This window comes from Bradyrhizobium embrapense, assembly GCF_001189235.2.
Lineage (GTDB): Bacteria > Pseudomonadota > Alphaproteobacteria > Rhizobiales > Xanthobacteraceae > Bradyrhizobium > Bradyrhizobium embrapense.
The window spans coordinates 366,904-391,512 of record NZ_LFIP02000005.1 but is presented as its reverse complement, the minus strand read 5'-3'; the positions used below and the strand labels follow the sequence as shown (position 1 = coordinate 391,512).

Below are 24,609 nucleotides of genomic sequence, written 5' to 3'. Positions count from 1 at the left end.
CTACAACAACCGGCTCTTCACATCTTCCGCGCCGTCGCGCAGCAGCGGCAGGAAGCGCTCGAGCAATTCCCTGGCCGGGACGCGATCGACATGCGCACCCATGTTGATGGCGGCAACGATGGTGCCGTCGTAACGGCGCACCGGCACCGAGATCGAGCGGAAATGCGGCTCGGCCTCACGGTCGACCAGCGAGTAGCCCTGCGCGCGATCGGCGATGATGGTGGCGAGCAGTCGCTTCGGATCGGTGACCGTCTGCGGCGTCACGGGATCACGGCGCATCGCCTTCAGCCGCGCTGCGAGTTCGGCATCATCGAGCCGGCCGAGCATCGCGCGGCCCACTGACGTGCAGAACGCCGGCAGCCGGTAGCCGATGTCGAGACCAGCGGAGAACACCCGCGTCGGGCTCGATCGCGCGACGAACACGACGTCGTCGCCGTCGAGCAGCGCGAGCGAACTGATTTCCTGCGCTGCGGTGGCGATGCGATCGAGCACCGGCTGCAGCACCGTCACCACCTGGTTGGATTGCAGGAACGAGCCCGCCAGCGTCAGCACATGTGGCGTCAGCGTGAACAGCTTGCCGTCGCTGGAGACAAAGCCGCCGTGCGCCAGCGTGAACAGGATGCGCCGCGCGGTGGCGCGCGGCAGATCGGCGGCACGCGCCAGATCGCTCAAGGTCGCCGGACCCGAGACAGTGCCGAACACCTGCAATAGGCGCAGGCCGCGATCGAGCGCCTCGACGAAATCCGTCGCACGCTCGTCCTGATCGGTCCGCTTCAGCTTGGGCATGGGGTCCGGCTTTGAACGGTTCAAAAATTGCGCTTGCTGTCCAAATCAGACATGGCATAATTCGCACATTCGTTCAATAGGCGAACAAATCCAAATTCAGGAGACGCCGCCATGATGAGCCAGGAAGCGAACGATCTGATCACCCGCACCAACCGCAAGGACCCCTGCGGAAAGCTGATGCGGATGTACTGGCAGCCGGCGGCGCTGGTCGACGAACTGGAGGGCCCGCGCCCGGTGCGGCCGGTGCGGCTGCTCGGCGAAAACCTGGTGCTGTTCCGCGGCGAGGACGGCAGCTACGGGCTGTTCGATCGCCACTGCGCGCATCGCGGCGCCGACCTCGCCTTCGGCCGGCTCGAGAATGGCGGGCTGCGCTGCGCCTTCCACGGCTGGCTGTTCGACACATCAGGCCAGTGCATCGAGACGCCGGCCGAGCCTGTCGGCTCGCAGCTCTGCAAGGGCATCAAGCAGCGCTCCTATCCGGTGGTGGAGAAGAGCGGCATCCTGTGGGCGTATCTCGGCGACGGCGCCCCGCCGGCATTTCCGGAGCTCGACTGCTTCGTCGCACCCGGCAGCCACACCTTCGCATTCAAGGGCCACATGAACTGCAACTGGCTGCAGGCCCTCGAGGTCGGCATCGATCCGGCGCACGCATCCTTCCTGCATCGCTTCTTCGAGGACGAGGACACCTCGGCGGCCTACGGCAAGCAGTTCCGCGGCGCCTCGGCGGGCAGCGACATGCCGATGACCAAGATCCTGCGCGAATATGATCGGCCGATCATCAATGTCGAGCACACCGAATACGGCCTGCGCCTGATCGCGCTGCGCGAGCTCGACGGCGAGCGCACCCATGTGCGCGTCACCAACCAGCTGTTCCCGCACGGCTTCGTGATTCCGATGTCGACGGAGATGACGATCACGCAGTGGCACGTGCCGGTCGATGACGAGAATTGCTACTGGTACGCGATCTTCACAAGCTATGCGGCGCCGGTCGACAAACAGAAGATGCGCGACCAGCGGCTCGAGCTCTATACGTTGCCCGACTACAAGTCGCGCAAGAACAAGAGCAACGATTACGGTTTCGATCCGCACGAGCAGGCGACCGAGACCTATACCGGCATGGGCACCGACATCAACGTCCACGACCAGTGGGCGGTGGAATCGATGGGGGCGATCCAGGACCGTACCAACGAGCATCTCGGCCAGAGCGACAAGGCGATCGTGCAGTATCGCCGCCTGCTGCGGCAGGAGATCGAGAAGGTCAGCGGCGGCGAGAAGCCGATGCTGTTCCTGGACGAAGCTTCGGCGCGCAGCATCCAGGGCCCCGCCACGATGGACGGCATCGGGCCGACCCAAGGCTGGGAGCTCTACTGGATGGAAGTCGACGTCAAGCGCCGCCGCGGCGCGCCGTGGGCCGCCCCGGTGCCGCGCGAGATCGCCGATAACGTGCATCGTCTGACGGCGGCGGAGTGATGTATCCGATGACCCCACCGTCATTGCGAGGAGCGCAGCGACGAAGCAATCCATGCCTCCGCGTATGCGGACCGATGGATTGCTTCGCTTCGCTCGCAATGACGACTGAGAAAGGAGCGACACCTTGAGCTTCGTGGAGCGTCACGGCCTGTGGTCGGATGAGCAGAAGGAGGCCGCGAACCGCCTCCGCCGCATCGTCGAGGAGAAGAACCTCGAGGTCATCCGCCTCTCATTTCCGGACCAGCACGGCATCCTGCGCGGCAAGACCTTGATCGCAGCCGAAGCGGTGCGTTCGCTGGAAGGCGGCTGCTCGATCACCACGACCATGCTCGCCAAGGACACCTCGCACAAGACGGTGTTTCCGGTGTTCACATCCGGCGGCGGCTTCGGCATGAAGGAGATGGAGGGTGCGGCCGACGTGCTCATGGTCGCCGACCCCACCACGTTCCGCGTGCTGCCCTGGGCGCAGAACACCGGCTGGCTGCTGTGCGATCTCTATTTCAGCGACGGACGGCCGGTGCCGTTCGCGACCCGCAACCTCTACCGCAAGGTGCTCGATCAGCTCGGAAGTCGCGGCTACGATTTCGTCGCCGGCCTCGAAGTCGAGTTCCATCTGTTCAAGCTCGATGACGCCCACATGGCGCCGGAGGATGCCGGCCAGCCCGGCCGGCCGCCCTCGGTCAGCCTGCTGTCGCACGGCTATCAGTACCTCACCGAGCAACGCTACGATCAGATGGAGCCGGCGCTCGAGATCATCCGCCGCGACATCCTCGCGCTGGACCTGCCCTTGCGCACGGTGGAGGTCGAGTTCGGCCCGAGCCAGTGCGAATTCACCTTCGCGCCGACCGTGGGGCTTGCGCCCGCCGACACCATGGTGCTGTTTCGTTCGGCGGTGAAGCAGATCGCGCGCCGCCACGGCTATCACGCGACCTTCATGTGCCGGCCCAAGCTGCCGAACGTGTTCGCGAGCGGCTGGCACCTGCACCAGTCACTGGTGTCGCGCGCCAATGGCGAGAACGCTTTCATGGCCAAGGAAGCCGGCGAACCGCTGAGTGCGCTCGGCCGCGCCTGGCTGGCCGGCCTGATCGAGCACGCCCGCGCCTCGACCGTGTTCACGACGCCGACCATCAACGGCTACAAGCGCTACCGCTCCTATTCGCTGGCGCCCGACCGCGCGATCTGGGGCCGCGACAACCGCGGCGTCATGATCCGCGTGCTCGGCAGCGCCAATGATCCGGCAACCCGGCTGGAGAACCGGATCGGCGAGCCGGCCGCCAATCCCTATCTCTACATGGCCTCGCAAATTCTCTCCGGCCTCGACGGCGTCGACCGCAAGCTCGATCCCGGCCCGTCCGCCGACACGCCCTACGAGACCAAAGCCGCGCTGCTGCCGAAGTCGCTGCGTGAAGCGGTGTTCGCGCTTCAAGACGATCCGTTCTTCCGGCAGGCGCTGGGACCGGAGTTCGTCGACTATTACGTCTTCATCAAGAACGCCGAGATCGAGCGGTTCCAGGCCGAGGTGTCGGACTGGGAGCAGCGCGAATATTTCGAGATGTTTTGACGGCCCACTCTTCCCGTCGTCCCGGCGAAGGCCGGAACGACGTTGAATATGGCGCGAGAGCGATGTCCTAGATCAAATCCCGAGATACTTGTGCTGCAAATCCGGCTCGGCGATCAGCTGCTCGCTCGTCCCGCTCCACACTGTCTTGCCGCGCTCGATGATGTAGTGGCGGTCGGCGATTCGGGCGAGGTTTCCGACGTTCTTGTCGATGACCAGCACCGACTGCCCGCGCCCCTTCAGCATCGACAGGCAGCTCCAGATCTCGTCGCGGATCAGCGGCGCCAGGCCTTCGGTGGCCTCGTCGAGAATCAGCAGCTTCGGGTTGGTCATCAGCGCGCGCCCGATCGCGAGCATCTGCTGCTCGCCGCCGGACAGCGTGACGCCCATATTGCCTGATCGTTCGGCGAGCCGCGGAAACAGCGCATGGATTTTTTCCAACGTCCACGGATCGGAGGCATTCAGCCGGTTGCCCGACGCCGCGACGAGGTTTTCGCGCACCGTCAGGTTCGGAAAAATCTGGCGGCCTTCCGGCACCAGGCCAATGCCGAGTTTTGCAATTTTGTACGACGGCAGGCCGCGCACCGCCTCGCCGGCGAAGCGGATGGCGCCCGACCGCGCGGGTGTCAGGCCCATGATCGAGCGGATGGTCGTGGTCTTGCCCATGCCGTTACGGCCCATCAGCGCGACCATCTCGCCCGACCTGACCTGCAAGGACAGGCCGAACAGCACCTGACTCAAGCCGTAGCAGGTTTCGATCGCGTCGACTTCCAGCAAAGTATCAGCGGTGCTTGTGTCAACCATGGCGCGTCACCGCATGCTGTTCGCCGAGATAGGCGCGCTTGACCTCTTCGTGCTTGCGGATCGCGTCCGGCACGCCGCAGGCGATGACGCGGCCATAGACCAGCACCGTGATGCGGTCGGCCAGCGCGAACACCGCCTCCATGTCGTGCTCGACCAGCACGATGGTGACTTCCCTGCGCAGCTCCTTCAGCAGCGCGACCATCCGCGCCGACTCCGTGACGCCGAGCCCGGCCATCGGCTCGTCGAGCAGCAGAAGCTGCGGCTTGGTGGCGAGCGCGACCGCGAGCTCGAGCTCGCGCTGCTCGCCATGGCTCAATTGCGAGACCACGATATCGGCGCGCTTGCCGAGCCCGACGCGCTCCAGTGCCGCGCGGGCGGTATCGCGCAGATGCCGCTCCTTGCGCGCATTGCCCCAGAAGCGGAACGAGTGGCCGTCATGCGCCTGCGCTGCGAGCGCGACGTTGTCGATGGCGGAAAAATCCTTGAGCAGCGAGGTGATCTGGAACGAGCGTGCCAGCCCAAGCCTGGAGCGCTTGTAGGACGGCAGGCTCGTGACGTCGCGGCCGGCGAAGCGGATGGTGCCGGAATTCGGCATCACCTGCCCGGTGAGCTGGCTGATCAGCGTGGTCTTGCCGGCGCCGTTGGGGCCGATGATGGCGTGCAGTTCGCCCGGCAAAACCTCCATCGAGAGGTTGTCGGTCGCGGTGATGCCGCCGTAGCGGCGCACCAGATTGTCGACGCGCAGCAATGGTTCAGCCAAGGAATCAGCCACGGCTCATCCTCCCGAGCAGGCCCATGATGCCGCCGCGCGCGAACAGCACGATCAACAGCAGCACCGGGCCGAGGATCAGTCCCGAATATTCGGTGAATTGCGACAGCAGCTCCTCGAGCAGGAGATAGACGATCGCGCCCACGACAGGGCCGAACAGCGAGCCCATGCCGCCGAGGATCACCATCACCATCAGGTCGCCGGAGCGGGTCCAGTACATCACGGCGGGGCTGACGAAGTCGGTGTTGTTGGCGAGCAGCGCCCCGGCGAGGCCACAGATCGTGCCCGCGATGACGAAACAGACCAGGCGGTAGCGGTAGGCAGGGAAGCCGATCGCCTGCATGCGCTGCTCATTGGAGCGGACGCCCTGCACCACGAGGCCGAAGCGCGAATTGACAATGCGCCAGATCAGATAGAGGCCGCCGAACAGGCAGCCAAGGCAGAGATAGTAGAACTGCGTGCGGTCGGACAGGTTGATCAGGCCGGCGAAATCGCTGCGCTTGTAGACGGTGAGGCCGTCGTCGCCGCCGTAGCGCGACAGCGCGGAGGCGACGTAATAGGCCATCTGCGCGAACGCCAGCGTGATCATGATGAAGTAGACACCGCGGGTACGCAGCGAGAGCGCGCCGATCAAAAGCGCAAACAGCGCCGAGGCCGCGAGCGCCACCGGCCACTGGATGAAGCCAGAACCAATGCCCTCAGTGGCGAGGATGCCGACCGCATAGCCGCCGATGCCGAGATAAGCGGCATGGCCGAAGCTCATCATGCCGCCATAGCCCATGATCAGATTGAGGCTGGCGGCCGCCAGTGCATAGATCGCGATGCGGGTGAACAGCGTGAGGATGAAGATGTTGCCCGTGGCCGCCGAATAGACCGGCAGCAGCACCAGCGCGGCACACAGCAGCGCCGCAACCGCATTGGAAGCGTTGAGCTTGGGCTTCATCGTTTGGCCGCCGGGAACAGCCCCTCGGGCCGCAGCACAAGGATGATCGCCATCAACAGATAGATCAGCATCGAGGACAGCGCCGGCGCCGCGGTCGAGGCCGCCGCCCCGCTCAAGACCTTGCGCAGCAGATCGGGCAGGAAGGCGCGGCCCATGGTGTCGATGATGCCGACGAAGATCGCGGCCATGAAGGCGCCGCGGATCGAGCCGATGCCGCCGATCACGATGATGACGAAGGCGAGGATCAGGATGTTCTCGCCCATCCCGATCTGCACGGTGAGGATCGGCGCCTGCATCAGCCCGGCGAGACCGGCGAGCGCAGCCCCCAAGCCGAACACCAACGTGAACAGCAGCTTGATGTTGATGCCGAGCGCGCCGATCATCTCGCGGTTGGAGGCGCCGGCGCGGATCAGCATGCCGACGCGGGTGCGCATCACGACGAGATAGAGCATCGCGGCCACCGCCAGCGCGACCACGATGATCATCAGCCGATAGGCCGGATAGTACACGCCAGGGATGATCTGCACCGGCACGGTGAGCCAGGCCGGCAGCGACAGCGCGAGGCCGGCCGGGCCCCAGATCAGCCGGACGGCGTCATTGAAGAACAGGATCAGGCCGAACGTTGCCAGCACCTGGTCGAGATGGTCGCGGCCATAGAGATGCCGGAGCGCGACATATTCCAGCACGATGCCGAGCAGGAGCGTCGCCCCCAGCGCCAGCAGCGCGCCAAGCACGAAACTGCCGGTCCAGGTCACGAAGGTCGCCGCGAAATAGGCGCCCATCATGTAGAGCGAGCCGTGCGCCAGATTGACGAAATCCATGATGCCGAACACCAGCGTCAGTCCGGCCGCCAGCAGGAACAGCAAGAGGCCGAATTGCAGTCCGTTCAGCAGTTGCTCGACGACGAGATACATTGTGAGGCTACGTTATCCCTTAAAAAAACAGCGGCAGTGCATGTTCACCGCCGCATTGCTCGCTGCGTGTCTCCCGCGTCCCGCAAGAGCGGGACGAGGTCAACGAAAAGCAAGGCTCGGGCCAAGATCGCCCAAGATCGTGCGAGGATTATTTCATCGAACACTTGTCGTGGAATTTATCCTGGTCGTCCTTGACGATGGTCGCGACCGTCTTCAGCGACAGCTGGCCGTCGGCGTCCTTGACCACGTCCTGCAGGTAGAAGTTCTGGATCGGGATGTGGTTGTTGCCGTACTTGAACGGGCCGCGCAACGACTTGAAGTTGGCCTTCTCCATCTCCGCCTTCATCGCGTCCTTCTTGGTGAGGTCGCCCTTGACCGCGACGACGGCGCTGTTGATTAGCTGGGCGGCATCATAGGCCTGGGCGCCGTAATAGGTCGGGCGCAGACCAGGATACTTCTTGCGATAGTCCTCCACGAACTTCTTGTTCTCGGCGTTCGGCAGATCGTTGACCCATTCCTGCGCGCCGGGAATGCCGATCGCATTGTCCTTCTGCAGCGGCAGCGACAATTCGTCGACGGTGAAGGCGGTATAGAGCGGGATCTGCGCCTTGATGCCGGCCTGGGCGTACTGGTTGAGGAACTGGACGCCGGCCGCGCCCGGATAGAACACGAAGATCGACTCGGCCTTGGAGTTGCGCGCCTTGGTCAGCTCGGCGGAGAAGTCGAGCTGGCTCGGCCACACCGTGTATTCCTCGCCGACCACCTCGCCCTTGAAGGTGCTCTTGACGCCCGCCAGCATGTCCTTGCCTGCTGCATAGTTCGGGCCGATCAGGAACACCGACTTGACGCCCTTCTGGTTCATGTAGAGGCCCATCGCGGCGGGCGTCTGGTCGTTCTGCCAGGAGGTCGAGAACACGTAAGGCGAGCACAGTTCGCCGGCGAGCTGCGACGGACCGGCATTGGCCGAGATCAGGAAGGTCTTCGAATCGACCGCGGTCTTCAGCGACGCCAGCAGCACGTTCGACCAGATGTAGCCGACAATGAAGTCGACCTTGTCGGACTGCACCAGCTTCTCGGTCTTCTGCTTGCCGACGTCGGGCTTCTGCTGGTCGTCCTCGTAGATCACCTCGACCGGCTTGCCGTCGATCTTGCGGCCGAGATGGTCGAGCGCGAGCTCGAAGGAATTGCGCATGTCGTTGCCGATCACGGCAGTCGGACCGCTGAAGGTCGAGACAAAGCCGATCTTGACGCTGTCAGCCGCCATCGCGGGCTGCGCGAGCGCCAGAGCCGAAATCACGGCCATGGCGCCTGCCAGCCAGAATGCCTTTTTCATATTCACTCCCCTCCTCAACCAAAAATCCCGCCAGGCCCAACCGGGGCTCGGGACTCACGCTTTGCGCGCGTCGTTCTGTGACGTGTTTTGTGCGCGATATCGCAAGTGTGCAGCAAGCATGAACCGACCGCCCCCGATTAGAACCTTCGGCGCATACCCAGCACCGTGCATCATAATTCGCCCAAATCGGCGATGGCAAGAAATATAATGCCGGTTGCGCAGGCAACGATTGTCGCAGGATCGCCTGCCCTCGGGGGCGCTGCAGCAGGCTTTAGCGAATCCGTAAAGCAGCCGGAAACCACTGGCCGGCGAGCGCGCGCGGGCTTCATGGTCCGGAAAGCATCCTTGGGCGACGCTGCCGCCAAAGGGGTGCGTCACATGCTGAATTACATCTTCGGGTTCAATGCCCGAATGGGCCGGTTGGCCTTCTTCTTCTGCACCTTGGTGGCGGGCCTCGGCTTTGTGATGCTGGTCTACGGGATCACGGGCAATGTGCCGCGCGGCAGGACGGACGTGCTGCTGGCGCAGGCATCGAACAGCCCCACATTGATCATCGCCTTCTATGGCCTGCTCGTCGTCTGCTTCATGCTGCAGTCGATGCGGGTGCGCGACATCGGCTGGGATCCGGTCTGCGTGATGGCGGCATGGATCGCCCTCATGGTGCTCGACAGGGCCATTGCCGGACGGTTTCCCGAATATGCGCTGACCTATCAGCACACCGGAACGGTGGTCGGTGCACTCGCCAATGCCGCGATGAACCTCGTCCTGATGTTCTGGCCGGGTAACGGTCATGTCGATGAAGCATCGCCCCTGCCGCGCCAAAGGGGCGGCGATGGCATGTTTGAACGAAGCAGCGCACCGGCCGCGGCCGGCAGCCGCGTGGCGCGGATTGCCAGCGGCGAATTCGGCGGCAAGTCGCGGTAGCTCTTCTTCCCGTCGTCCGGCGAAGGCCGGGACGACCGCGGAGCTTATGGCGAGGTCACTGCTTCACGCGCTGATAGGCGGTCAGCCCTGATCCACCGCCCATTCGGCGCCGTCGATCGCATAGGGCGCGTGGCGAAAGTCCCGGATCGTCGCGACCTTGCCGGCCGACCAGTCGAGCAGCATGAACGATCGCGGCGGCTCACTCTGTGCGTTCGGATCGAACACCAGGATCGCCGGGCGTCCCTCGACCTGTCCGGTCACCAGATGCCAGTCGTCGATCTTGGCATAATTGCCGAAGTAGCGTGACACCTCGGCCTTGCCATTCAGCCGCGCCCGGTTGACGAGCTCGAGCCTGATGTCGTCGACGATCATGGCACGGATGGCGTCGAAGTCGCGGGCGTTGAAGCGGCCGACATAGGCGTTGAGCCTGTTGCGATCGGCCGGCGACAGGCCAGGCCGCGTCGCATCGTCGGGCTCGCGGGCGAACGCACGCAGCTGCGTGCGTCCCCGATACAGCGCGGCCTTCACCGCGGGCAGGCTGAAATCCATGATGCCGCAGACTTCCTGCAACGAGCAGCCGAGCACGTCCATCAGGATCACGCTGGAGCGCTGCGCCACCGGCAGCCGCATGAAGGTGCGCAGGCTGCTTGCAGCGATCTCGCGGCGGCTGACGTCGTCAAGCTCTGCGGCCATCATGTCCACCTCCTCCGAAGAGTGGAGCGCGTCGTGGCGGTTGCGCCGCCTGAGGAAATCGAGCGCGGTGTTGTGAGCGATCCGGAACAGCCAGGCTTGCGGATTCTGGATCGGAGCCGCGGACGCGAAGCCTTCCATCGCCTTGATGAGCGCGTCCTGCAGCACATCCTCGCCGTCGATGACCGATCCGACCATGCGGGCGCAGTAGCGATGCAGCCTTGGCCGCATCGCCGCCAGCAGCGCATCGACATCGGTCGCGGCCGGCGCCTGGGGTGGTGACGTCATGATGGCTCCGCCAGATTGGTTCACGACGCATCCAGCATACGATAGTTTCCGACAATCACAGCACTGCTAACCAGCGGCGGCTCGGCGCAGCGATCGCGAATGCCATCCTGGAAGGCCTGGAAGGCCGCCAGCTTCGGGATCGGGCTCGAGCCGTCGTCGGCTGTTGTCTCGACCATGTGGATGAAGGTGTCGTCCTCAAGCCGCAGCGTCATGTAGCGCACGCCGTCCGGGTTGGCCGCTTTCAGCTCGGCGAACACAGCCGCCACCAGCGCGGCATTCTTCTCCGCCATCTCCGGCTTGGTCTTGTACCTGATCAGGGTCCGTCTCATCGCAACCTCCTTCGCTCGGTTCTGCCCGGCCTGGTTTTGCGGCCCGAACCGGCCGCGTCAGGCTCAAGGACGTCTGCGGATAGCGAAAGGATGCGGTCCTGCAAAAATATTCTTGGGCCGCATCCTTTGCCCATCCCGGTTCGTCCTGGCCTGCGAAGCGGGTCGCAGCCTAGCGGCACGTCAACGGAGAACCACCATGCAGATCCCTGAGCAGCGCTGGGTGCTCGGCCTCACCGCGCTGGCATCCTTCATGATGGCGCTCGACGCCATGATCATGACCACGGCCTTCGCCACCATCCGCGCCGATTTCGGCAGCCCGGTGGAGACGCTGCAATGGACCGTCAACGCCTTCAATCTGACCTTCGCGGTGCTGCTGCTGACCGGCACGGCGCTCGGCGACCGTTTTGGGCGGCGCCGGATGTTCGCGGCGGGGATCGGTCTGTTCGTCGTGGCATCGGCGGCCTGTGCGCTGGCCGGCGATGCCGCGGCACTGATCGCCGCGCGCGCCCTGCAGGGCGCCGGCGCTGCGCTGGTGATGCCGCTGGCGATGGCGATCCTGAGCGGCGCGTTCGGCCGCGAGGAGCGCGCCCGCGCCCTCGGCATCTTCAGCGGCATCACCGGCTGCGCGCTGATCATCGGACCCGCGATCGGCGGCTTCATCACCGAGCATCTCGGCTGGCGCTGGATCTTCTGGATCAACCTGCCGATCGGCCTCGTCGCGATCGCCCTCGTGCTGGCGCGCTTGCGCGAAAGCTTCGGACCGACCGCGCCGCTCGACATCACGGGATTGACGCTGATCGCGCTTGCGGCGCTGGCCCTGGTCTGGGGCCTGCTCCGTGGCAACACCGTCGGATGGGCCAGCGCGGAGGTCGCGTGCACACTGATCGTCGGCCTCGCGCTGGCGGCGATATTCGTGCTGTGGGAGCTGCGTACGACACACCCGATGGTGCCGATGCGGCTGTTCGCGGCACGGCCGTTTGCATCCGGCATCGCTGCGAGCGTGCTGTTCTATGCCGCGATGTATGGCGTGCTGTTCCTGCTGCCGCAGTTCCTGCAGATCGCGCTTCACTTCGACGCCTTCGGCGCCGGGCTGCGGCTGTTGCCGTGGACGGCGACGCTATTTGTCACGGCCCCGATCGCCGGCGCTGCCGTCAACCGGTTCGGCGAGCGCACGCTGGTCGTCACCGGACTTCTGATGCAGGCAATCGGGCTCGGCTGGATCAGCGAGATCGTGAGCCCCACAGTGCCGTATTCCGCGCTGGTCGCGCCGCTGGTGCTCGCCGGCGTCGGTGTCTCGATGGCGATGCCGGCCGCGCAGAACGCGGTGCTGAGTGCGGTCGCCGTCAGCGAGATGGGCAAGGCGTCCGGCATCTTCAACATGGGCCGCTTCCTCGGCGGCATGTTCGGCATCGCGGCGCTGGTTGCGAGTTTCACCGCCAATGGCGCGGCCGATTCGTCCGGACATTTCAGCAGCGGTTTCGTTGCGGCGATGAGCCTTGCGGCGACGTTGTCGCTCATCGGCGCGGTCGCGGGACTGTTCCTGCCGATGCGGCGACGGGTCGTTGCCGCGGCCGCGCCGCAGGATGCGTGAGACGCACAGCGATTGGGTTTCGCTATCGGGTGATCAGGCAATTCGTATTGGAATGAGGCCGCCAATGATTACATAATCAGGCGACGAAGCCGTTCGAAACCGAGGGCGACATCAGATGACGCAAGCGCCGGCCAAACCTCATCGCGTGGTGATCGTCGGCGCCGGCTTCGGCGGGCTGGAAGCCGCCTTCGGGCTCGCAGGCGTGCCGGTCGAGATCACGCTGATCGATCGCCGCAACCACCATCTGTTCCAGCCGCTGCTCTACCAGGTCGCGACCGCATCGCTCGCCACCAGCGAGATCGCCTGGCCGATCCGCTATCTGCTGCGCGACCGGCCCGAGGTGACGACGCTGTTCGCCAATGTCTGCGGCGTCGACGCGGCGGCCAAGCAGGTAGAGCTCGACGACGGCGGCAGCATTCCCTACGACACGCTGATTCTCGCCACCGGGGCGCGCCACGCCTATTTCGGCCATGACGAATGGGAGCCGTTCGCGCCGGGCCTGAAGACGCTGGAGGACGCAACCACGCTCAGGCGACGCATCCTGGTCGCCTTCGAGCGCGCGGAGCGCGAGACCGATCCCGACAAACGCGCGGCGCTACTGACCTTCGTCATCATCGGCGCCGGGCCGACCGGCGTCGAGATGGCCGGCACCATCGCCGACCTCGCCAAGGACACGCTGCCGCAGGACTTCCGTCACATCGACACGCGCAAGGCGCGCGTGGTGCTGATCGAGGCCGGGCCGCGCGTGCTGGCAGGATTTCCCGACGATCTCTCGGCCTACGCGCAGGCATCGCTGGAAAAACTCGGCGTCGAGGTGATGCTGGGCGAGCCGGTCACCGAATGCTCGGCCGACGGTGTGGTGTTCGGCGGCAAGCGGCTGGAGGCGCGCACCATCGTCTGGGCCGCCGGCGTGCGCGCCTCGCGCGCCGCCGAGTGGCTGAACGCGCCGGCCGACCGCGCCCACCGGCTGCAGGTCGAGCCTGATCTGACCGTGCCGGGCCATCCCGACATCTTCGCGATCGGCGACACCGTCACGATCAAGGGTCCCGACGGCAGTCCGGTGCCCGGCATCGCGCCGGCCGCCAAGCAGGAAGGACGCTACGTCGCCGCCCTGATCAAGGCCCGGCTCGAAGGCAAGACACTGCCGCCGTTCCGCTACAAGCACGCCGGCAGCCTCGCGCAGATCGGCAAGAAGAAGGCGGTGATCGATTTCGGCTGGCTGAAGCTGCGCGGCTCACTGGCATGGTGGATCTGGGGCCTCGCCCATATCTACTTCCTGATCGGCGTGCGGCATCGGATCGCGGTAGCGATGAACTGGCTCTGGATCCACACCCGCGACCAGCGCGCCGCACGGCTGATCACCCAGGGCAGCAGCAAGGTCGCGCAGTAGGCGACAGCGAAGCATTGCGCAATCTCCGTTCCGTCATCCCCGCGCAAAGGCTTCGCCCTTGTCGCTGGAGGAGCGCGGAACGCGCGTCTCGAAGGATGAATCGGCCCGGCTGGTGGCCGTCGACCCTTCGAGACGCGCGCAAGAGCGCGCTCCTCAGGGTGACGGAGCTGAGTGTCGCAGCTCTTTCCTCGTGGAAGTGGAACGCCAACCTCACTTCACCAGCGAGCACCCACCATCGGCCAGCGGCCGGAATGCCTGCTCGGCCGGGATGGTCGCGACCAGTCTGTAATAGTCGTAGGGGTACTTCGATTCCTCCGGCTTCTTCACTTCGAACAGGTACATCGGGTGGATGACGCGGCCGTCCTGGCGGATCGTGGTGTCGCCGAACAGTTTGTCGTTACCCTTGAAGGTCTTCATCTGCGGCACCACGACCTTGGCGTCGTCGCTGCCGGTCGCAGCAACGGCGTTGAGATAGGCGAGCGTCGCGGCATAGACGCCGGCCTGGTTGCCGCTCGGCATCTTGCCGTTCATGCCAGGACGCGCGGCGAAGCGCCTTGCGAACGCGCGGGTGCCGTCGTTCATGTCCCAGTAGAAGGCCTCGAGCAGCTGCAGGCCCTGCGCGACCTTGAGGCCCATGCCGTGGATGTCGTTCACGAACAGCAGGAACGCCACCATGGTCTGGCCGCCCTCCTGGATGCCGAACTCGGCGGCCTGCTTCACCGCATTGATGGTGTCGCCGCCGGCATTGGCGAGCCCGATCACCTTTGCTTTCGAGTTCTGCGCCTGCAGCAGGAACGACGCGAAGTCCGAGGTGCCGAGCGGATGCTTGCTCGATCCCAGCACCTTGCCGCCGTGCTTCTCGATGTAGTTGGTCGCCTCGGCTTCGATGCCCTTGCCAAGCGCGTAGTCGACAGTGACAAAATACCAGTCCTTGCCGCCGCGCTGCATCATCGCGGCCGCCGTGGTGTTGCCTGTGGCCCAGGCGTCGTTGACCCACTGAATGGTGTTCGGCGAGCAGGCCTTGCCGGTGAGGTCGGAGCTCGCGGTCGACGACGCCAAGAACGTCATCCTGGAATCGCGCAGGATGGTGTTGATGGCAAGGCCGACGGCCGAGTTCGGCACGTCGACGATGGCGTCGACGCCTTCGACATCGAGCCATTTTCGCGCGATCGCAGAACCCACGTCGGCCTTGTTCTGGTGATCGGCATAGACGATCTCGACCTTGATGCCCTTGCCGCCGCCGCCAAAATCCTCAGCCGCCATCCGCGCGGCTTCCACCGAGCCCATGCCGTTGGTGTCCTGGAAGATGCCGGAAATGTCGTTGAGCACGCCGACGCGCACGACATTGTCGGAAATCTCCGCACGCGCGCTGCCGGCAGCGCAGGCCAATGCCAGCGCAAGTCCGATCCCAAATCGCCCAACCCCAAAGCCCTTCATCTTCTCCCCCTACGTTTCCTTGCCGGTCTTGAGCGACTCGTCAGGCCGCTGTGATCTCGACCGGCAGGCTGCTCAGCCCGCGCAGCGTGTTGTTGAACAGCCGCTTCGGCTCGCCGGCAATTTCAATCTTGCCGACACGACGCGCCAGCGCCGCCATCATCACCTCGCCTTCGAGGCGGGCGACGAGCTGGCCGACGCACATGTGGATGCCAGAACCGTAGCCGACATGACCCGACGTCCGACGCGTGACGTCGTAGCTATCGGGCGCCTCCCAGCGGCGCGGATCGCGATTGGCCGCGGCCAGGAACATCAGCACCTTCTCGCCTTCGGGAATGGTGGCCCCGCCGAGCTCCACCTCGCGGGTCGTAGTGCGGAAGAAAGTCTGGACCGGGCTTTCGAACCGCACGGCTTCCTCGAACGCGTTGCGCGCCAGCGTCGGATCGCCGCGAAGTTTCTGAAACTGGTCGGGGAAGCGGGCGAGGCAGTAGACCGCGGCGCCGATGCCGTTGACGGTGGTGTCGAGACCGGCCGACAGCAGCGAGCGCACCAGCAGCGGCGCCTCGGTCGCGGTGATGGCGCCGCTATCGACATGGGCGTGGATGCAGGCGCCGATGCCGCCAGGGGCGAGATTGTCGCGCTGACACTGTTCGGCGATGTAGCTCTGGTGCGGCGCGGAACGCTCGATCGCCTGCTGGCGCAGCTCGTTCGGCGGCCCGAAGGCATTGAACACAAGACTGGCGTAAGGCAGCAGATGCTCGCGGCCTTCCGGCCGCAGGCCCAGCGCATCCGGGAAGATCGACAGCGGATAGGCTTCCGCGAGGTCCTCGATCGCGTCGAAACGGCGCTTTTCCAGCAGGGCATCGACGCAGACCTCCGCCGCAGCGGCAAATCGCCCGCGAAGCTGCTTCATCACGGTCGCCGACAGCACCGTGCTCAGCACCGTGCGGGTGCGGGTGTGCGCCGGCGGGTCCGCCTCCAGGATCAGGCTCGGCGGCCGCCACGGCTTCTCCCTGGAGAAGTCGCTGAGGCCGACGCCGCGGCTGGAGCAGAAGGTCTCGGGATCGTTCAGCACCGCATGGACCTCGGCGTAGCGCGCCACGCCATAGACATTCCACTTGTCGAGATAGACCACCGGCCCGGCCTCGCGCAGCCGCTGATGGGTGGGGAACGGATCAGCGAAGAATTCGAGCGCGAACGGATCGACGTCGAGATGCGGGACGGACGCACTTTCTGTTGCAGTCATCGGGACCTCCCGCGGTTTGATCTTGTCAACATCGGCAGCATGTCACTTGCTCCCGCACAGTTTCGCAGCGATGATTTGGGAAATGAGCAGCCAGCCCCTCCCCCGAAAGCCCCGCCGGCCTAAACCGGCCGATCCCGCAGATGCCTCCGACGGCCCGCTGCTGGACCTCGATCGCTATGTGCCGGCGTTCATCACCTTCATCGGCAACAAGCTGTCGAACAGCGCCACCGCATTTTACCAGAAGAATTTCGGTGTCAACGTCACCGAGTGGCGAATCATCTCGCAACTGGCGATCGAGCCGGGGATTCCCGCCTCCCGGATCTGCCAGGTGATCGGCTTCGACAAGGGGCCGGTCAGCCGCAACCTCGCGGCGCTGCAGAAGCGCGGCCTGCTGACGATCCGCACCGCGCCGGACGACGGCCGCACCCATTCGATCACGCTGACCGCCCGCGGCCGCGCCATCCACGACAAGGTCATCGTTGCGGCGCTGGAGCGCGAGCGGCGGCTGCTGTCGTGCCTGAAAAAGGACGAGCGCGAGGTGCTGATCGACCTGCTGCGCCGGCTGCACGAGAATCTCGGCGCCGTGACCGGGCCAAGCACGACCTGACCGCGCGGCCGGACCGCGGGCGGCGCCCTGCGCCACCGCGATACTCGCCCGGTTGTCGACGCGTGCCGCTCGTGCGCTGCTGCGCAACATTGTCCTCCCGAATGCGTGGCCGTTGACCGGGCCCTGTCCTTATGGATGCGGAAACTCGCACAGCTTAGTTGCCGTGGCAACTAAGAATCCATGATGCGCTGCGTCGTCGGGTCGCAAGCGGAGCGTTGCAACGCCGCCCTCAGGTCAGGTGAGCACACTGTTCGGGCTCCCCCTTGGCGGGTGAGGGAACCATCCGCTGGTGCGTCCCTTGCGTCGACCTCAGCCCGCGCAGCGGATCGGCTCGGCCGCGGCGTCGTCCTCCAGGATCGCCACTGCCGCGGCGCGACGCGTCAGCACGGCGCGCTGGTTGATGTAGCCCTTGTCGGTGATCTCCCCGCCGTCGACCGAAGCGGGCTCGGCCAGCAGCAGCGCGCGGGTGGCGTGCCCGGAGGAATGACCGCCCTGCGCCTTCAGCCGTGCCAGCCCCTGCCCGATCGCGGACCGAACCGCCGGATGAGCGATCGCCTCCTGCGCGCCCGCTCGCTCAGGCAGTCCTGCGAGCGAACGGCAGGCAGCAAGGTTCGGAAACACCAGGAAGCGCACCTCGTCGCGGCCGTGGCCGGCGACGACGATATCCTGCGCGAGCGGCGCCAGCGCCGCGATGCCGGCGACGCGCAGGGTGCCGACGCTGACCCACGTGCCGGAATTGAGCTTGAAGTCCTCGGCTACGCGGCCGTCGAAGAACAGGCCGAGATCGGGCCGGTCGGGATCAGCAAAGGTGACGGCATCGCCGATCTTGTAGAAGCCCTCGTCGTCGAAGGCCCCTCGGGTGAGTTCGGGCGCCTTCCAATAGCCCGGCGTGACATTCGGCCCCCGCACGCGGACCTCGAGCTTGTCGCCCGACGGCACGAGTTTCAGCTCGGTACCGGGGATCGGCACCCCGATATTGCCGGAGCGCTCGGCGAGAAAGTGGCAATCGGTCGCGAGCGGCGAGGTCTCGGTCGACCCCCAGGCCGACACCATCGGCAGCTTGCGGCCAACCGTTTGCAACGACAATTCTTGCAGCGCGTCCCACAAATTCTGCTGCAGCGCCGCGCCGGCATAGAAAGCGAATTGGGTGCCCGCGAAAAAGCTGCGGCGCAACTCGTCGTCGGTGCGCAGCGCCGCGATCAGCATGTCGAAGCCGCGCGGCACGTTGAAATAGACCGCCGGCACAACGCTGCGCAGATTGGCTAGCGAAGTCGCAAACAGGCCGGGCGCCGGCTTGCCGCCGTCGATATAGAGCGTGCCGCCGTTGCGCAGCACCAGGTTGAAATTGTGGTTGGCGCCGAAGGTGTGGCTCCAGGGCAGCCAGTCCAGGATCACGAGTTCGCCGCCCGAGGATTCCAGGAACGTCCAGATCTGCGCCTTGGCCTGCTGGCTCGAGGTCAGCATGCGCTGGGTGTTGATCACGGCTTTCGGCGTGCCGGTCGAGCCCGAGGTGAACAGGAATTTGGCGATCGTGTCCGGCGTCACCGCAGCAAACGCATTGGCGACCTCCGGCGCTTCAGGCGTCGCCGCGACGGTGCGGAATGGCAACGCATCGGCATCCTCAGGATTGTCACTGACGATGGTCGCGCGATGCAGCGGCGCGATCGCGGCAAGCGCCGCCGCGAACGGCTTTGTGTCGGCGACAAAGATCGCGCCGGGATCGAGCAGGCTGATCATGCTCTTCAGCTTGTCGAAATCGCGGGACATCAGCGAATAGGCCGGCGAGATCGCGGCGGAGGGCACGCCGACATGCTGGGCTGCGAGCGCGAACAGCGCGTGATCGATGCCGTTGTCGGCGAGGATGACGAGCGGCCGCTCGGTGCTCAGCCCTTGCGCCAGGATCCACGATGCGGCCCTCCGTACGATGCCGAGTGCCTCGCGATAGCTGACGGTGCTCCAGGGCAGCTCGGCATTGGCGCGCTCGCCGAGGAAAATGCGATCCGGCGCCTGCCGCGCCCAATGCTCCAGCCAGTCGCCGACACAGCGGGCGCCTTCCTTGAGCGGCGTGGTGGAGCGGACGAGGATGCTGCCGTCGTCGCGGCCGACGGCAACGATGGCGGGCGTGGCGAACAGGTTGCTCGGATGATCTGCGGTGCCGGCCGCCGTCGTCATGGTTTCCTCCTCGCCCGTGTCTGATCGGGATCGCGCCGCAACAGGGTGCGGCGGCGAAGTCCCGGCCGGGCTCTTTGGTCATAATGTTGCGGACATCAATTGTTGTCGTCAACAACAATCTTTCCCTCTCGCCTCGGGCGCGCTAGCCTATGCTCATGGCGAGCCGGCAAAAGATATCGCGCAAGGCGACGGGAACGACAGCGACAATCCGCCGCCGCGGACCCGGCAGCGATGCCGGCGACGACATCGGCCTCGATGCGCTGGTCGGCCACGCCGGCTATGCGGTGCGGCGCTTCCAGCTCTGGATCTTCCATGATTTCATCAAGACGCTGGCAGCGGTCGATATCCGCCCGACCCAGTATTCGGTCATGACCGTGATCGCAGCCAATCCGGGCCTTAGCCAGATGGCGGTCGCGAAGCGGCTCGGGATCGAGCGCGCGCGGCTGGTGCATCTGCTCGACAGCCTGGAAGCGCGCGACTTCGTCAGCCGGATCCCCTCTGCCACCGACCGCCGCTCCCATGCGCTGCATCTGACCGGGCGCGGCAAGACTGCGCTGGCCCGGTTCAAGCGGCTGGCCGCCGAGCACGAGCGCCATGTCGCCGAGAAGATCGGCAAGGAGAACCGCGAGCATCTGCTGCGGATTCTTGCCGGCTTCACCTGATCGATCACGCCTGCTCTAATATTGAGCAGATGCGCGTTGAGGCCGGCTTTCTCCAACCGCCAGCGACCATTTCAAGCACCTGATATCGTGTGGTAATCCGTCGCGCGGCGGGCCCGAGCGAATTGTACACAATGGCACATTGCTTGCTTCGATCAGGCTGCAATTTCCTCGCGGCGGGCATCCGATGCCTTGCCGCGCCAGAGACGAGGCCACCCACGTGACTGAAACTGTCGCCGCGATCGTTGCCGCACACCGCACCTCGACCATGACGCCGGCGCAAACCGTGGCGCGCAGCTACCAGCGCATCCGCGAGCACAACGACCCCGCCATCTTCATCAGCCTGCGCGACGAGCAGGACGCGCTCGCCGAGGTCGCGCGGCTCGCAGACCCGGCGCTGCCGCTCTACGGCGTGCCGGTCGCGGTGAAGGACAATATCGACGTCAAGGGCCTGCCGACCACCGCCGCCTGCCCGGCGTTCTCTTACATGCCGGCGCAAGACTCAAATGCGGTTGCCAGACTGCGCGCAGCCGGCGCCATCATCATCGGCAAGACCAATCTCGACCAGTTCGCCACCGGCCTGGTCGGCGTGCGCTCGCCCTATGGCATACCCAAAAATCCGGTGCGCGGCGATCTGGTGCCGGGTGGATCGAGCTCGGGCTCCGCGGTCGCGGTCTCCGCGGGCCTCGTGCCGCTGTCGCTCGGCACCGACACAGCAGGCAGCGGCCGCGTGCCGGCGATGCTCAACAACATCGTCGGGCTCAAGCCGAGCCTCGGGCTGATCTCGAACGCGGGACTGGTGCCGGCCTGCCGCACGCTCGACTGCATCTCGGTGTTCTCGCTCACCGTCGACGACGCATTGGCCGCGCTTGCCGTGATGGCCGGGCCGGACGACGCCGATCCATTCTCGCGCGACCGGCCGCTTGGGCCGCTCGCGGCATTTCCGGCCAAGCTCAAGCTCGGCATTCCCAAGCGCGGCCAATTGATCTTCTTCGGCGATCGCGAAGCCGAGCAGGCCTATGACGCGGCGTGCAAGCGCTGGCAGACGCTCGGCGCCGAACTCGTCGAGTTCGACCTCGAGCCGTTCTACGAGACGGCGCGGCTGCTCTATGAAGGCCCGTGGGTTGCCGAGCGCTATCTCGTTATCCGCGACCTGCTGGCGTCGTCGCCGGACGCGATCCATCCGGTGACTCGCGAGATCACGATCGGCGGCGCGCGGCCGACCGCGGCTGACACGTTCTCCGCGCTCTATCGCCTGCAGGCGCTGCGCCGCGTCGCTGCGCGCACCTTCGCGCAGTGCGATGCGATCGTGCTGCCGACCGCGCCGACGGTCTATTCCACCGCCGACGTGCTGGCCAACCCGATCGAGCTCAACTCGCGGCTCGGCACCTACACCAATTTCGTCAACCTGCTCGATCTCTGCGGCCTGGCGCTGCCGGCGGCGATGCGGCCCGACGGCGCGCCGTTCGGCATCACGCTGCTGGCGCCCGCCGGCCGCGACGCGGCGCTTGCCGGCATCGGCCGCGTCTTCCATGCCGACACCGGACTTGCCGTCGGCGCCAAGGCGGTGCCGCAGCCGCCGCTGGCCGAAGTGCCGGCGCAGGCCGGCGCCGACGAGATCACGATCGCAGTGGTCGGCGCGCATCTCTCCGGCATGGCACTGAACCACGAACTGACCACGCTCGACGCGCGCCTGCTGGAAGAGACGACCACCGCAGCCGACTACAAGCTCTACGCGCTCGACACCACGCCGCCGAAACCCGGCATGCTGCGCATCGAGGCGGGTGCGGGTCATGCGATCAAGCTCGAACTGTGGGCGATGTCGCCAGCCGCGTTCGGAAAATTCGTCGCAGCAATCCCGCCGCCGATGGCGATCGGCACGATCAGGCTCGCCGACGGACGGCAGGTCAAGGGCTTCATCGTGGAGCCCGCCGCGATCGCCGGCGCGAAAGATATCTCGGCCTATGGCGGCTGGCGGGCGTTCATGGCGGAGAAGGCGAAGGCGTAACCACCTCCCCTTGTCATTCCGGGGCGCGCGCAGCGCGAGCCCGGAATCCATTTCGCGGCAACGACGGTCGCTGGAAGTCCTCTACGTCAGGTGCGGAAGAATGGATTCCGGGCTCGCCGCCTTGCGGCGCCCCGGAATGACGAGAGCTGCGCTAGACCTACACCGACACCGCGTAGGTCTCGTATTCCCCGCGCACCTGCTCGATATGGGCGCGCATCGCCGCCGCAGCACCGATCTTGTCGCCGCGCAGGATGGCGACGACGACGCGGTCGTGCTCGGCGTGGGATTTGGCGAGGCGCCCGAGGTTGCGGAACTGGGCGCGGCGGAACGGCTGCACGCGCACCCGCGTCGCCAGCGTGATCTCGGCGATATAGGCGTTCTGGGAGCCGGAGTAGATCGCGTTGTGGAAGCGCTCATTGACCTCGTGGAAGCGCTCGGGATTGCCGGTGTAGCTCAAGACCCGCAGCTCTTCGTGAACCGCTTCCAGCGCGTGGCGCTCCGCCGGCGTCATCCGCTCGGCGGCAAGGCCGGCGCACATCGCCTCGAGTTCGGCCATCGCCTCGAACATGCCGGTGAGCCGCTCGAGCGACGGCCGCGCCACCACCGCACCACGATGCGCGCGCGCGTCGATCAGGCCGCTGGCGGCGAGCTGCCGCAGCGCCTCGCGCACCGGCGTGCGCGAGACGTTGAAGCGGCGCGCCAGATCGGTTTCATCGAGCCCGGCGCCGGGCGGCAGCGTGCCGCGCACGATCTCGTCGGCGAGCTGCAGCCGCAGTTCCTCGGCGCGGGTGGTCTTGTCGACCAGCGATGAGGCGCGATCGACACGCCGCACCTGCGGCTCCGGCTCGGTGCCCTGTGCCGACGGCGCGCGGGTCGGAAGATCGTCCAGGCTCATGGCTGAAACGCCCTTTCAAGCACGCTGGTCAGGCCCCCTTTGGTTCATCGATGACGCTGACATGGGCGGCGACGATTCTCCAGCCCTCGGGGAAGCGAATCCATGTCTGCATCTGCCGTCCCACCCGACCCGGCGCGCTGTCCCGATAGAACAGCGTCGAGGCGATCGCAGTGTCGCGGCCATAGGTCGTGATCACGGTTCGGTCGATCTTGCGCATCAGGCCGACCGCCGGGCGCCCGGCGCGAAACGCCATGATCTCGGCATAGCCATAAAGGTTCTCGCCGATGCCATAGCGCAGCGTGCGGCTGTCGTTGCGGAACAGCTCGTCGAGCACGGTGACATCGTTCGAGACCAGCGCCTGCTCGTAGCGCTCGAACTGCGCGGTAACCTCGGCGAGCACGTCGGGAAGATCGATTTCCATTCTAGAGTCCTCTTGGCGCGGGAGCCGCCACGACACCCATCTGTTCCAGCGCGTGGGCGACCCGCAGCGCGATATCCTCGCGCCACGGCGCGGCGATGATCTGGACGCCGATCGGCATCGGTTCAAGCGGCACCGGCACGGCGGCCACCGGCAGGCCGATGAAGGAGATTGGCTGGGTGTGGATGCCGATATTGGGGCGGACCGGAAGCTCGACCCCGTCGAGCGTGAAGGTGGCCTGACCGATCTTCGGCGCCACACACGGCGTTGCCGGTGCCAGGATCACGTCGACCGACTGGAACAGCTCGAGCACCCTGGCGCGGAACCAGCGACGAAATTTCTGCGCCCTGTCGACATAGACCGCCGGCACCATCGCGCCCGCGACGAGGCGGTCGCGCACCGCCGGATCGAAATCGTTGGGGCGCTTGCGCAGCCGATCGAGGTGCAGCGCGGCGCCCTCGGTCGTGGTCATGATGAAGGCGGCCGCGCGGGCACGCGCCGCTTCGGGCAGCTCCACGGTCTGCGTCGCGCCGAGCGCCTTGGCAACGCGCGCGACCGCTTCGACCGCCTCCGGCAGCAGATTCTGCTGGAAATAGCCGCCGGCGATTGCAACTCGCAGCCCACCGATGCCCTCGGACAGCAGCGGCACCGTCGGCTCGACCGCTCGCGCGACGCAGGCCGGATCCTCAACGTCGGGCCCCTGCATGACGTCATAGGCGAGCGCGAGATCTGTCACGCTGCGCGCAAACGGGCCGAGGTGATCGAGGCTTGCGACGAACGGAAACGAGCGCGCGCGCGACAGCCGGCCATAGGTCGGCTTCAGGCCGAACGTGCCGCAGAATGACGACGGCACCCGGATCGAGCCGTTGGTGTCGGAGCCGAGCGCGATCGGCACCAGCGCGCCGCCGACGGCGCTGCCGGAGCCGCCCGAGGAGCCGCCGGCCATCCGCGTCCGATCATGCGGATTGCGCGACGGACCGTCATGCACGTTCTCGCCGGTGAAGTCGTAGGCGTATTCGCCCATATTGAGCGCGCCGACCAGCACGGCGCCGGCCGCTTCCATCCGCTCGATCAGCGTGGCATCGCGCGGGGACGGCGGCAGATCGCGGTTGATCTTCGAGCCGGCGCGGGTCGAGAGGCCTTTCACGTCGAACAGATTCTTCACGGCGAAGGGCACGCCGGCAAGCGGGCCTGCCGATTGGCCCGCCGCGATCGCGGCATCGACAGCCTTGGCTTGGCTGCGCGCGAGATCGGCGGTGACGTCGGTGAAGGCATTGAGGACCTTGTCGTGCGCTGTGATGCGTGCGAGCGCAGCCTCGGTGGCGGCGAGGGCCGTGAGCTTGCGGTTTGAGACGGCCTGCGCGATTTCGGCGGCCGACAT

General features: G+C 66.1%; 22 protein-coding genes. 8 read left to right on the top strand and 14 right to left on the bottom strand.

Annotation, left to right across the window (positions count from 1 at the left end):
- The gene (locus tag AKN83_RS24410) at nt 1-786 is read right to left on the bottom strand and encodes an IclR family transcriptional regulator domain-containing protein (RefSeq protein ID WP_050403092.1); all 786 of its coding nucleotides are present in this window, start codon (nt 784-786) and stop codon (nt 1-3) included.
- A 111-nt stretch (nt 787-897) separates the two neighbouring features.
- On the opposite strand from AKN83_RS24410, the gene AKN83_RS24405 reads away from it, so the two are divergent.
- A complete protein-coding gene (locus AKN83_RS24405; RefSeq protein WP_050403091.1) occupies nt 898-2,256 on the top strand; it encodes an aromatic ring-hydroxylating dioxygenase subunit alpha in 1,359 nt (452 codons plus the stop codon).
- 124 nt (nt 2,257-2,380) lie between these two features.
- Nucleotides 2,381-3,817 carry a glutamine synthetase family protein gene (locus AKN83_RS24400; RefSeq protein WP_050403090.1) on the top strand — a complete coding sequence of 479 codons (1,437 nt, stop codon included), beginning with the start codon at nt 2,381-2,383 and terminating at the stop codon, nt 3,815-3,817.
- 72 nt (nt 3,818-3,889) lie between these two features.
- Here the strand turns inward: AKN83_RS24400 and AKN83_RS24395 are convergent, their stop codons facing one another.
- From AKN83_RS24395 to AKN83_RS24375, 5 genes are all read right to left on the bottom strand, one after another.
- Nucleotides 3,890-4,618, bottom strand: coding sequence for an ABC transporter ATP-binding protein (locus AKN83_RS24395; protein ID WP_063695499.1), 729 nt, complete (start codon nt 4,616-4,618; stop codon nt 3,890-3,892).
- On the bottom strand, nt 4,611-5,378 hold the full coding sequence (locus AKN83_RS24390) for an ABC transporter ATP-binding protein (protein WP_050403132.1): 768 nt from the start codon (nt 5,376-5,378) through the stop codon (nt 4,611-4,613). The genes AKN83_RS24395 and AKN83_RS24390 overlap by 8 nt, the downstream gene beginning before the upstream one ends.
- A gap of 4 nt (nt 5,379-5,382) precedes the next feature.
- The gene (locus tag AKN83_RS24385) at nt 5,383-6,330 is read right to left on the bottom strand and encodes a branched-chain amino acid ABC transporter permease (protein WP_050403089.1); all 948 of its coding nucleotides are present in this window, start codon (nt 6,328-6,330) and stop codon (nt 5,383-5,385) included.
- Nucleotides 6,327-7,244 (bottom strand): branched-chain amino acid ABC transporter permease, encoded by a 918-nt coding sequence (locus tag AKN83_RS24380; protein ID WP_050403088.1) that lies wholly within the window; start codon nt 7,242-7,244, stop codon nt 6,327-6,329. Before AKN83_RS24380 ends, AKN83_RS24385 begins: the two co-directional genes overlap by 4 nt.
- Nucleotides 7,245-7,392: 148 nt before the next feature.
- Nucleotides 7,393-8,577: an ABC transporter substrate-binding protein gene (locus tag AKN83_RS24375; protein WP_050403087.1), complete on the bottom strand. Its 1,185-nt coding sequence runs from the start codon at nt 8,575-8,577 to the stop codon at nt 7,393-7,395.
- 207 nt (nt 8,578-8,784) lie between these two features.
- Here AKN83_RS24375 and AKN83_RS24370 point away from each other — a divergent pair, with 207 nt between their 5' ends.
- Complete coding sequence (locus AKN83_RS24370) at nt 8,785-9,501, top strand: DUF805 domain-containing protein (RefSeq protein WP_172803603.1); 717 nt, start codon at nt 8,785-8,787, stop codon at nt 9,499-9,501.
- Nucleotides 9,502-9,582: 81 nt separating this feature from the next.
- On the opposite strand, the gene AKN83_RS24365 is transcribed toward AKN83_RS24370, so the two are convergent.
- On the bottom strand, nt 9,583-10,479 hold the full coding sequence (locus tag AKN83_RS24365; protein WP_050403085.1) for an RNA polymerase sigma factor: 897 nt from the start codon (nt 10,477-10,479) through the stop codon (nt 9,583-9,585).
- A 20-nt stretch (nt 10,480-10,499) separates the two neighbouring features.
- The gene (locus AKN83_RS24360) at nt 10,500-10,808 is read right to left on the bottom strand and encodes a hypothetical protein (RefSeq protein ID WP_050403084.1); all 309 of its coding nucleotides are present in this window, start codon (nt 10,806-10,808) and stop codon (nt 10,500-10,502) included.
- A 196-nt stretch (nt 10,809-11,004) separates the two neighbouring features.
- On the opposite strand from AKN83_RS24360, the gene AKN83_RS24355 reads away from it, so the two are divergent.
- Both AKN83_RS24355 and AKN83_RS24350 read left to right on the top strand, forming a co-directional pair.
- Nucleotides 11,005-12,399: a DHA2 family efflux MFS transporter permease subunit gene (locus tag AKN83_RS24355; protein ID WP_050403083.1), complete on the top strand. Its 1,395-nt coding sequence runs from the start codon at nt 11,005-11,007 to the stop codon at nt 12,397-12,399.
- Between the two features lie 115 nt (nt 12,400-12,514).
- Complete coding sequence (locus AKN83_RS24350; protein ID WP_050403082.1) at nt 12,515-13,789, top strand: NAD(P)/FAD-dependent oxidoreductase; 1,275 nt, start codon at nt 12,515-12,517, stop codon at nt 13,787-13,789.
- Nucleotides 13,790-13,999: 210 nt separating this feature from the next.
- Here AKN83_RS24350 and AKN83_RS24345 read toward each other — a convergent pair whose 3' ends face one another.
- Together AKN83_RS24345 and AKN83_RS24340 are read right to left on the bottom strand one after the other, a co-directional pair.
- The gene (locus tag AKN83_RS24345) at nt 14,000-15,226 is read right to left on the bottom strand and encodes an ABC transporter substrate-binding protein (protein ID WP_050403081.1); all 1,227 of its coding nucleotides are present in this window, start codon (nt 15,224-15,226) and stop codon (nt 14,000-14,002) included.
- A gap of 40 nt (nt 15,227-15,266) precedes the next feature.
- The gene (locus tag AKN83_RS24340) at nt 15,267-16,469 is read right to left on the bottom strand and encodes a cytochrome P450 (protein ID WP_050403080.1); all 1,203 of its coding nucleotides are present in this window, start codon (nt 16,467-16,469) and stop codon (nt 15,267-15,269) included.
- An 82-nt stretch (nt 16,470-16,551) separates the two neighbouring features.
- Between AKN83_RS24340 and AKN83_RS24335 the strand changes: the two genes are divergently transcribed.
- Complete coding sequence (locus tag AKN83_RS24335) at nt 16,552-17,076, top strand: MarR family winged helix-turn-helix transcriptional regulator (RefSeq protein ID WP_050403079.1); 525 nt, start codon at nt 16,552-16,554, stop codon at nt 17,074-17,076.
- Between the two features lie 309 nt (nt 17,077-17,385).
- On the opposite strand, the gene AKN83_RS24330 is transcribed toward AKN83_RS24335, so the two are convergent.
- On the bottom strand, nt 17,386-19,248 hold the full coding sequence (locus AKN83_RS24330; RefSeq protein ID WP_050403078.1) for a feruloyl-CoA synthase: 1,863 nt from the start codon (nt 19,246-19,248) through the stop codon (nt 17,386-17,388).
- A gap of 149 nt (nt 19,249-19,397) precedes the next feature.
- Between AKN83_RS24330 and AKN83_RS24325 the strand changes: the two genes are divergently transcribed.
- Both AKN83_RS24325 and atzF read left to right on the top strand, forming a co-directional pair.
- On the top strand, nt 19,398-19,910 hold the full coding sequence (locus AKN83_RS24325; RefSeq protein ID WP_430641572.1) for a MarR family winged helix-turn-helix transcriptional regulator: 513 nt from the start codon (nt 19,398-19,400) through the stop codon (nt 19,908-19,910).
- Nucleotides 19,911-20,094: 184 nt separating this feature from the next.
- On the top strand, nt 20,095-21,915 hold the full coding sequence (gene atzF, locus AKN83_RS24320; protein ID WP_063695498.1) for an allophanate hydrolase: 1,821 nt from the start codon (nt 20,095-20,097) through the stop codon (nt 21,913-21,915).
- Nucleotides 21,916-22,072: 157 nt separating this feature from the next.
- Here atzF and AKN83_RS24315 read toward each other — a convergent pair whose 3' ends face one another.
- From AKN83_RS24315 to AKN83_RS24305, 3 genes are read right to left on the bottom strand one after another with little or no spacing between them, the layout of a single operon-like run.
- Nucleotides 22,073-22,810 carry a GntR family transcriptional regulator gene (locus tag AKN83_RS24315; RefSeq protein ID WP_050406017.1) on the bottom strand — a complete coding sequence of 246 codons (738 nt, stop codon included), beginning with the start codon at nt 22,808-22,810 and terminating at the stop codon, nt 22,073-22,075.
- Between the two features lie 28 nt (nt 22,811-22,838).
- Nucleotides 22,839-23,231 (bottom strand): oxalurate catabolism protein HpxZ, encoded by a 393-nt coding sequence (gene hpxZ, locus AKN83_RS24310; RefSeq protein ID WP_050406016.1) that lies wholly within the window; start codon nt 23,229-23,231, stop codon nt 22,839-22,841.
- A 1-nt stretch (nt 23,232) separates the two neighbouring features.
- The gene (locus AKN83_RS24305; RefSeq protein ID WP_157113560.1) at nt 23,233-24,609 is read right to left on the bottom strand and encodes an AtzE family amidohydrolase; all 1,377 of its coding nucleotides are present in this window, start codon (nt 24,607-24,609) and stop codon (nt 23,233-23,235) included.

Coding starts and splice junctions, on each gene's coding strand:
- AKN83_RS24350 (WP_050403082.1), top strand. CDS start 12,515: ATGACGCAAGCGCCGGCCAAACCTCATCGCGTGGTGATCGTCGGCGCC.
- AKN83_RS24355 (WP_050403083.1), top strand. CDS start 11,005: ATGCAGATCCCTGAGCAGCGCTGGGTGCTCGGCCTCACCGCGCTGGCA.
- AKN83_RS24375 (WP_050403087.1), bottom strand. CDS start 8,577: ATGAAAAAGGCATTCTGGCTGGCAGGCGCCATGGCCGTGATTTCGGCT.
- AKN83_RS24380 (WP_050403088.1), bottom strand. CDS start 7,244: ATGTATCTCGTCGTCGAGCAACTGCTGAACGGACTGCAATTCGGCCTC.
- AKN83_RS24325 (WP_430641572.1), top strand. CDS start 19,398: ATGCTCATGGCGAGCCGGCAAAAGATATCGCGCAAGGCGACGGGAACG.
- AKN83_RS24340 (WP_050403080.1), bottom strand. CDS start 16,469: ATGACTGCAACAGAAAGTGCGTCCGTCCCGCATCTCGACGTCGATCCG.
- AKN83_RS24335 (WP_050403079.1), top strand. CDS start 16,552: ATGAGCAGCCAGCCCCTCCCCCGAAAGCCCCGCCGGCCTAAACCGGCC.
- AKN83_RS24345 (WP_050403081.1), bottom strand. CDS start 15,226: ATGAAGGGCTTTGGGGTTGGGCGATTTGGGATCGGACTTGCGCTGGCA.
- AKN83_RS24410 (WP_050403092.1), bottom strand. CDS start 786: ATGCCCAAGCTGAAGCGGACCGATCAGGACGAGCGTGCGACGGATTTC.
- AKN83_RS24365 (WP_050403085.1), bottom strand. CDS start 10,479: ATGACGTCACCACCCCAGGCGCCGGCCGCGACCGATGTCGATGCGCTG.
- hpxZ (WP_050406016.1), bottom strand. CDS start 23,231: ATGGAAATCGATCTTCCCGACGTGCTCGCCGAGGTTACCGCGCAGTTC.
- atzF (WP_063695498.1), top strand. CDS start 20,095: ATGCCTTGCCGCGCCAGAGACGAGGCCACCCACGTGACTGAAACTGTC.
- AKN83_RS24395 (WP_063695499.1), bottom strand. CDS start 4,618: ATGGTTGACACAAGCACCGCTGATACTTTGCTGGAAGTCGACGCGATC.
- AKN83_RS24405 (WP_050403091.1), top strand. CDS start 898: ATGATGAGCCAGGAAGCGAACGATCTGATCACCCGCACCAACCGCAAG.
- AKN83_RS24370 (WP_172803603.1), top strand. CDS start 8,785: ATGCCGGTTGCGCAGGCAACGATTGTCGCAGGATCGCCTGCCCTCGGG.
- AKN83_RS24385 (WP_050403089.1), bottom strand. CDS start 6,330: ATGAAGCCCAAGCTCAACGCTTCCAATGCGGTTGCGGCGCTGCTGTGT.
- AKN83_RS24305 (WP_157113560.1), bottom strand. CDS start 24,609: ATGTCGGCCGCCGAAATCGCGCAGGCCGTCTCAAACCGCAAGCTCACG.
- AKN83_RS24360 (WP_050403084.1), bottom strand. CDS start 10,808: ATGAGACGGACCCTGATCAGGTACAAGACCAAGCCGGAGATGGCGGAG.
- AKN83_RS24330 (WP_050403078.1), bottom strand. CDS start 19,248: ATGACGACGGCGGCCGGCACCGCAGATCATCCGAGCAACCTGTTCGCC.
- AKN83_RS24315 (WP_050406017.1), bottom strand. CDS start 22,810: ATGAGCCTGGACGATCTTCCGACCCGCGCGCCGTCGGCACAGGGCACC.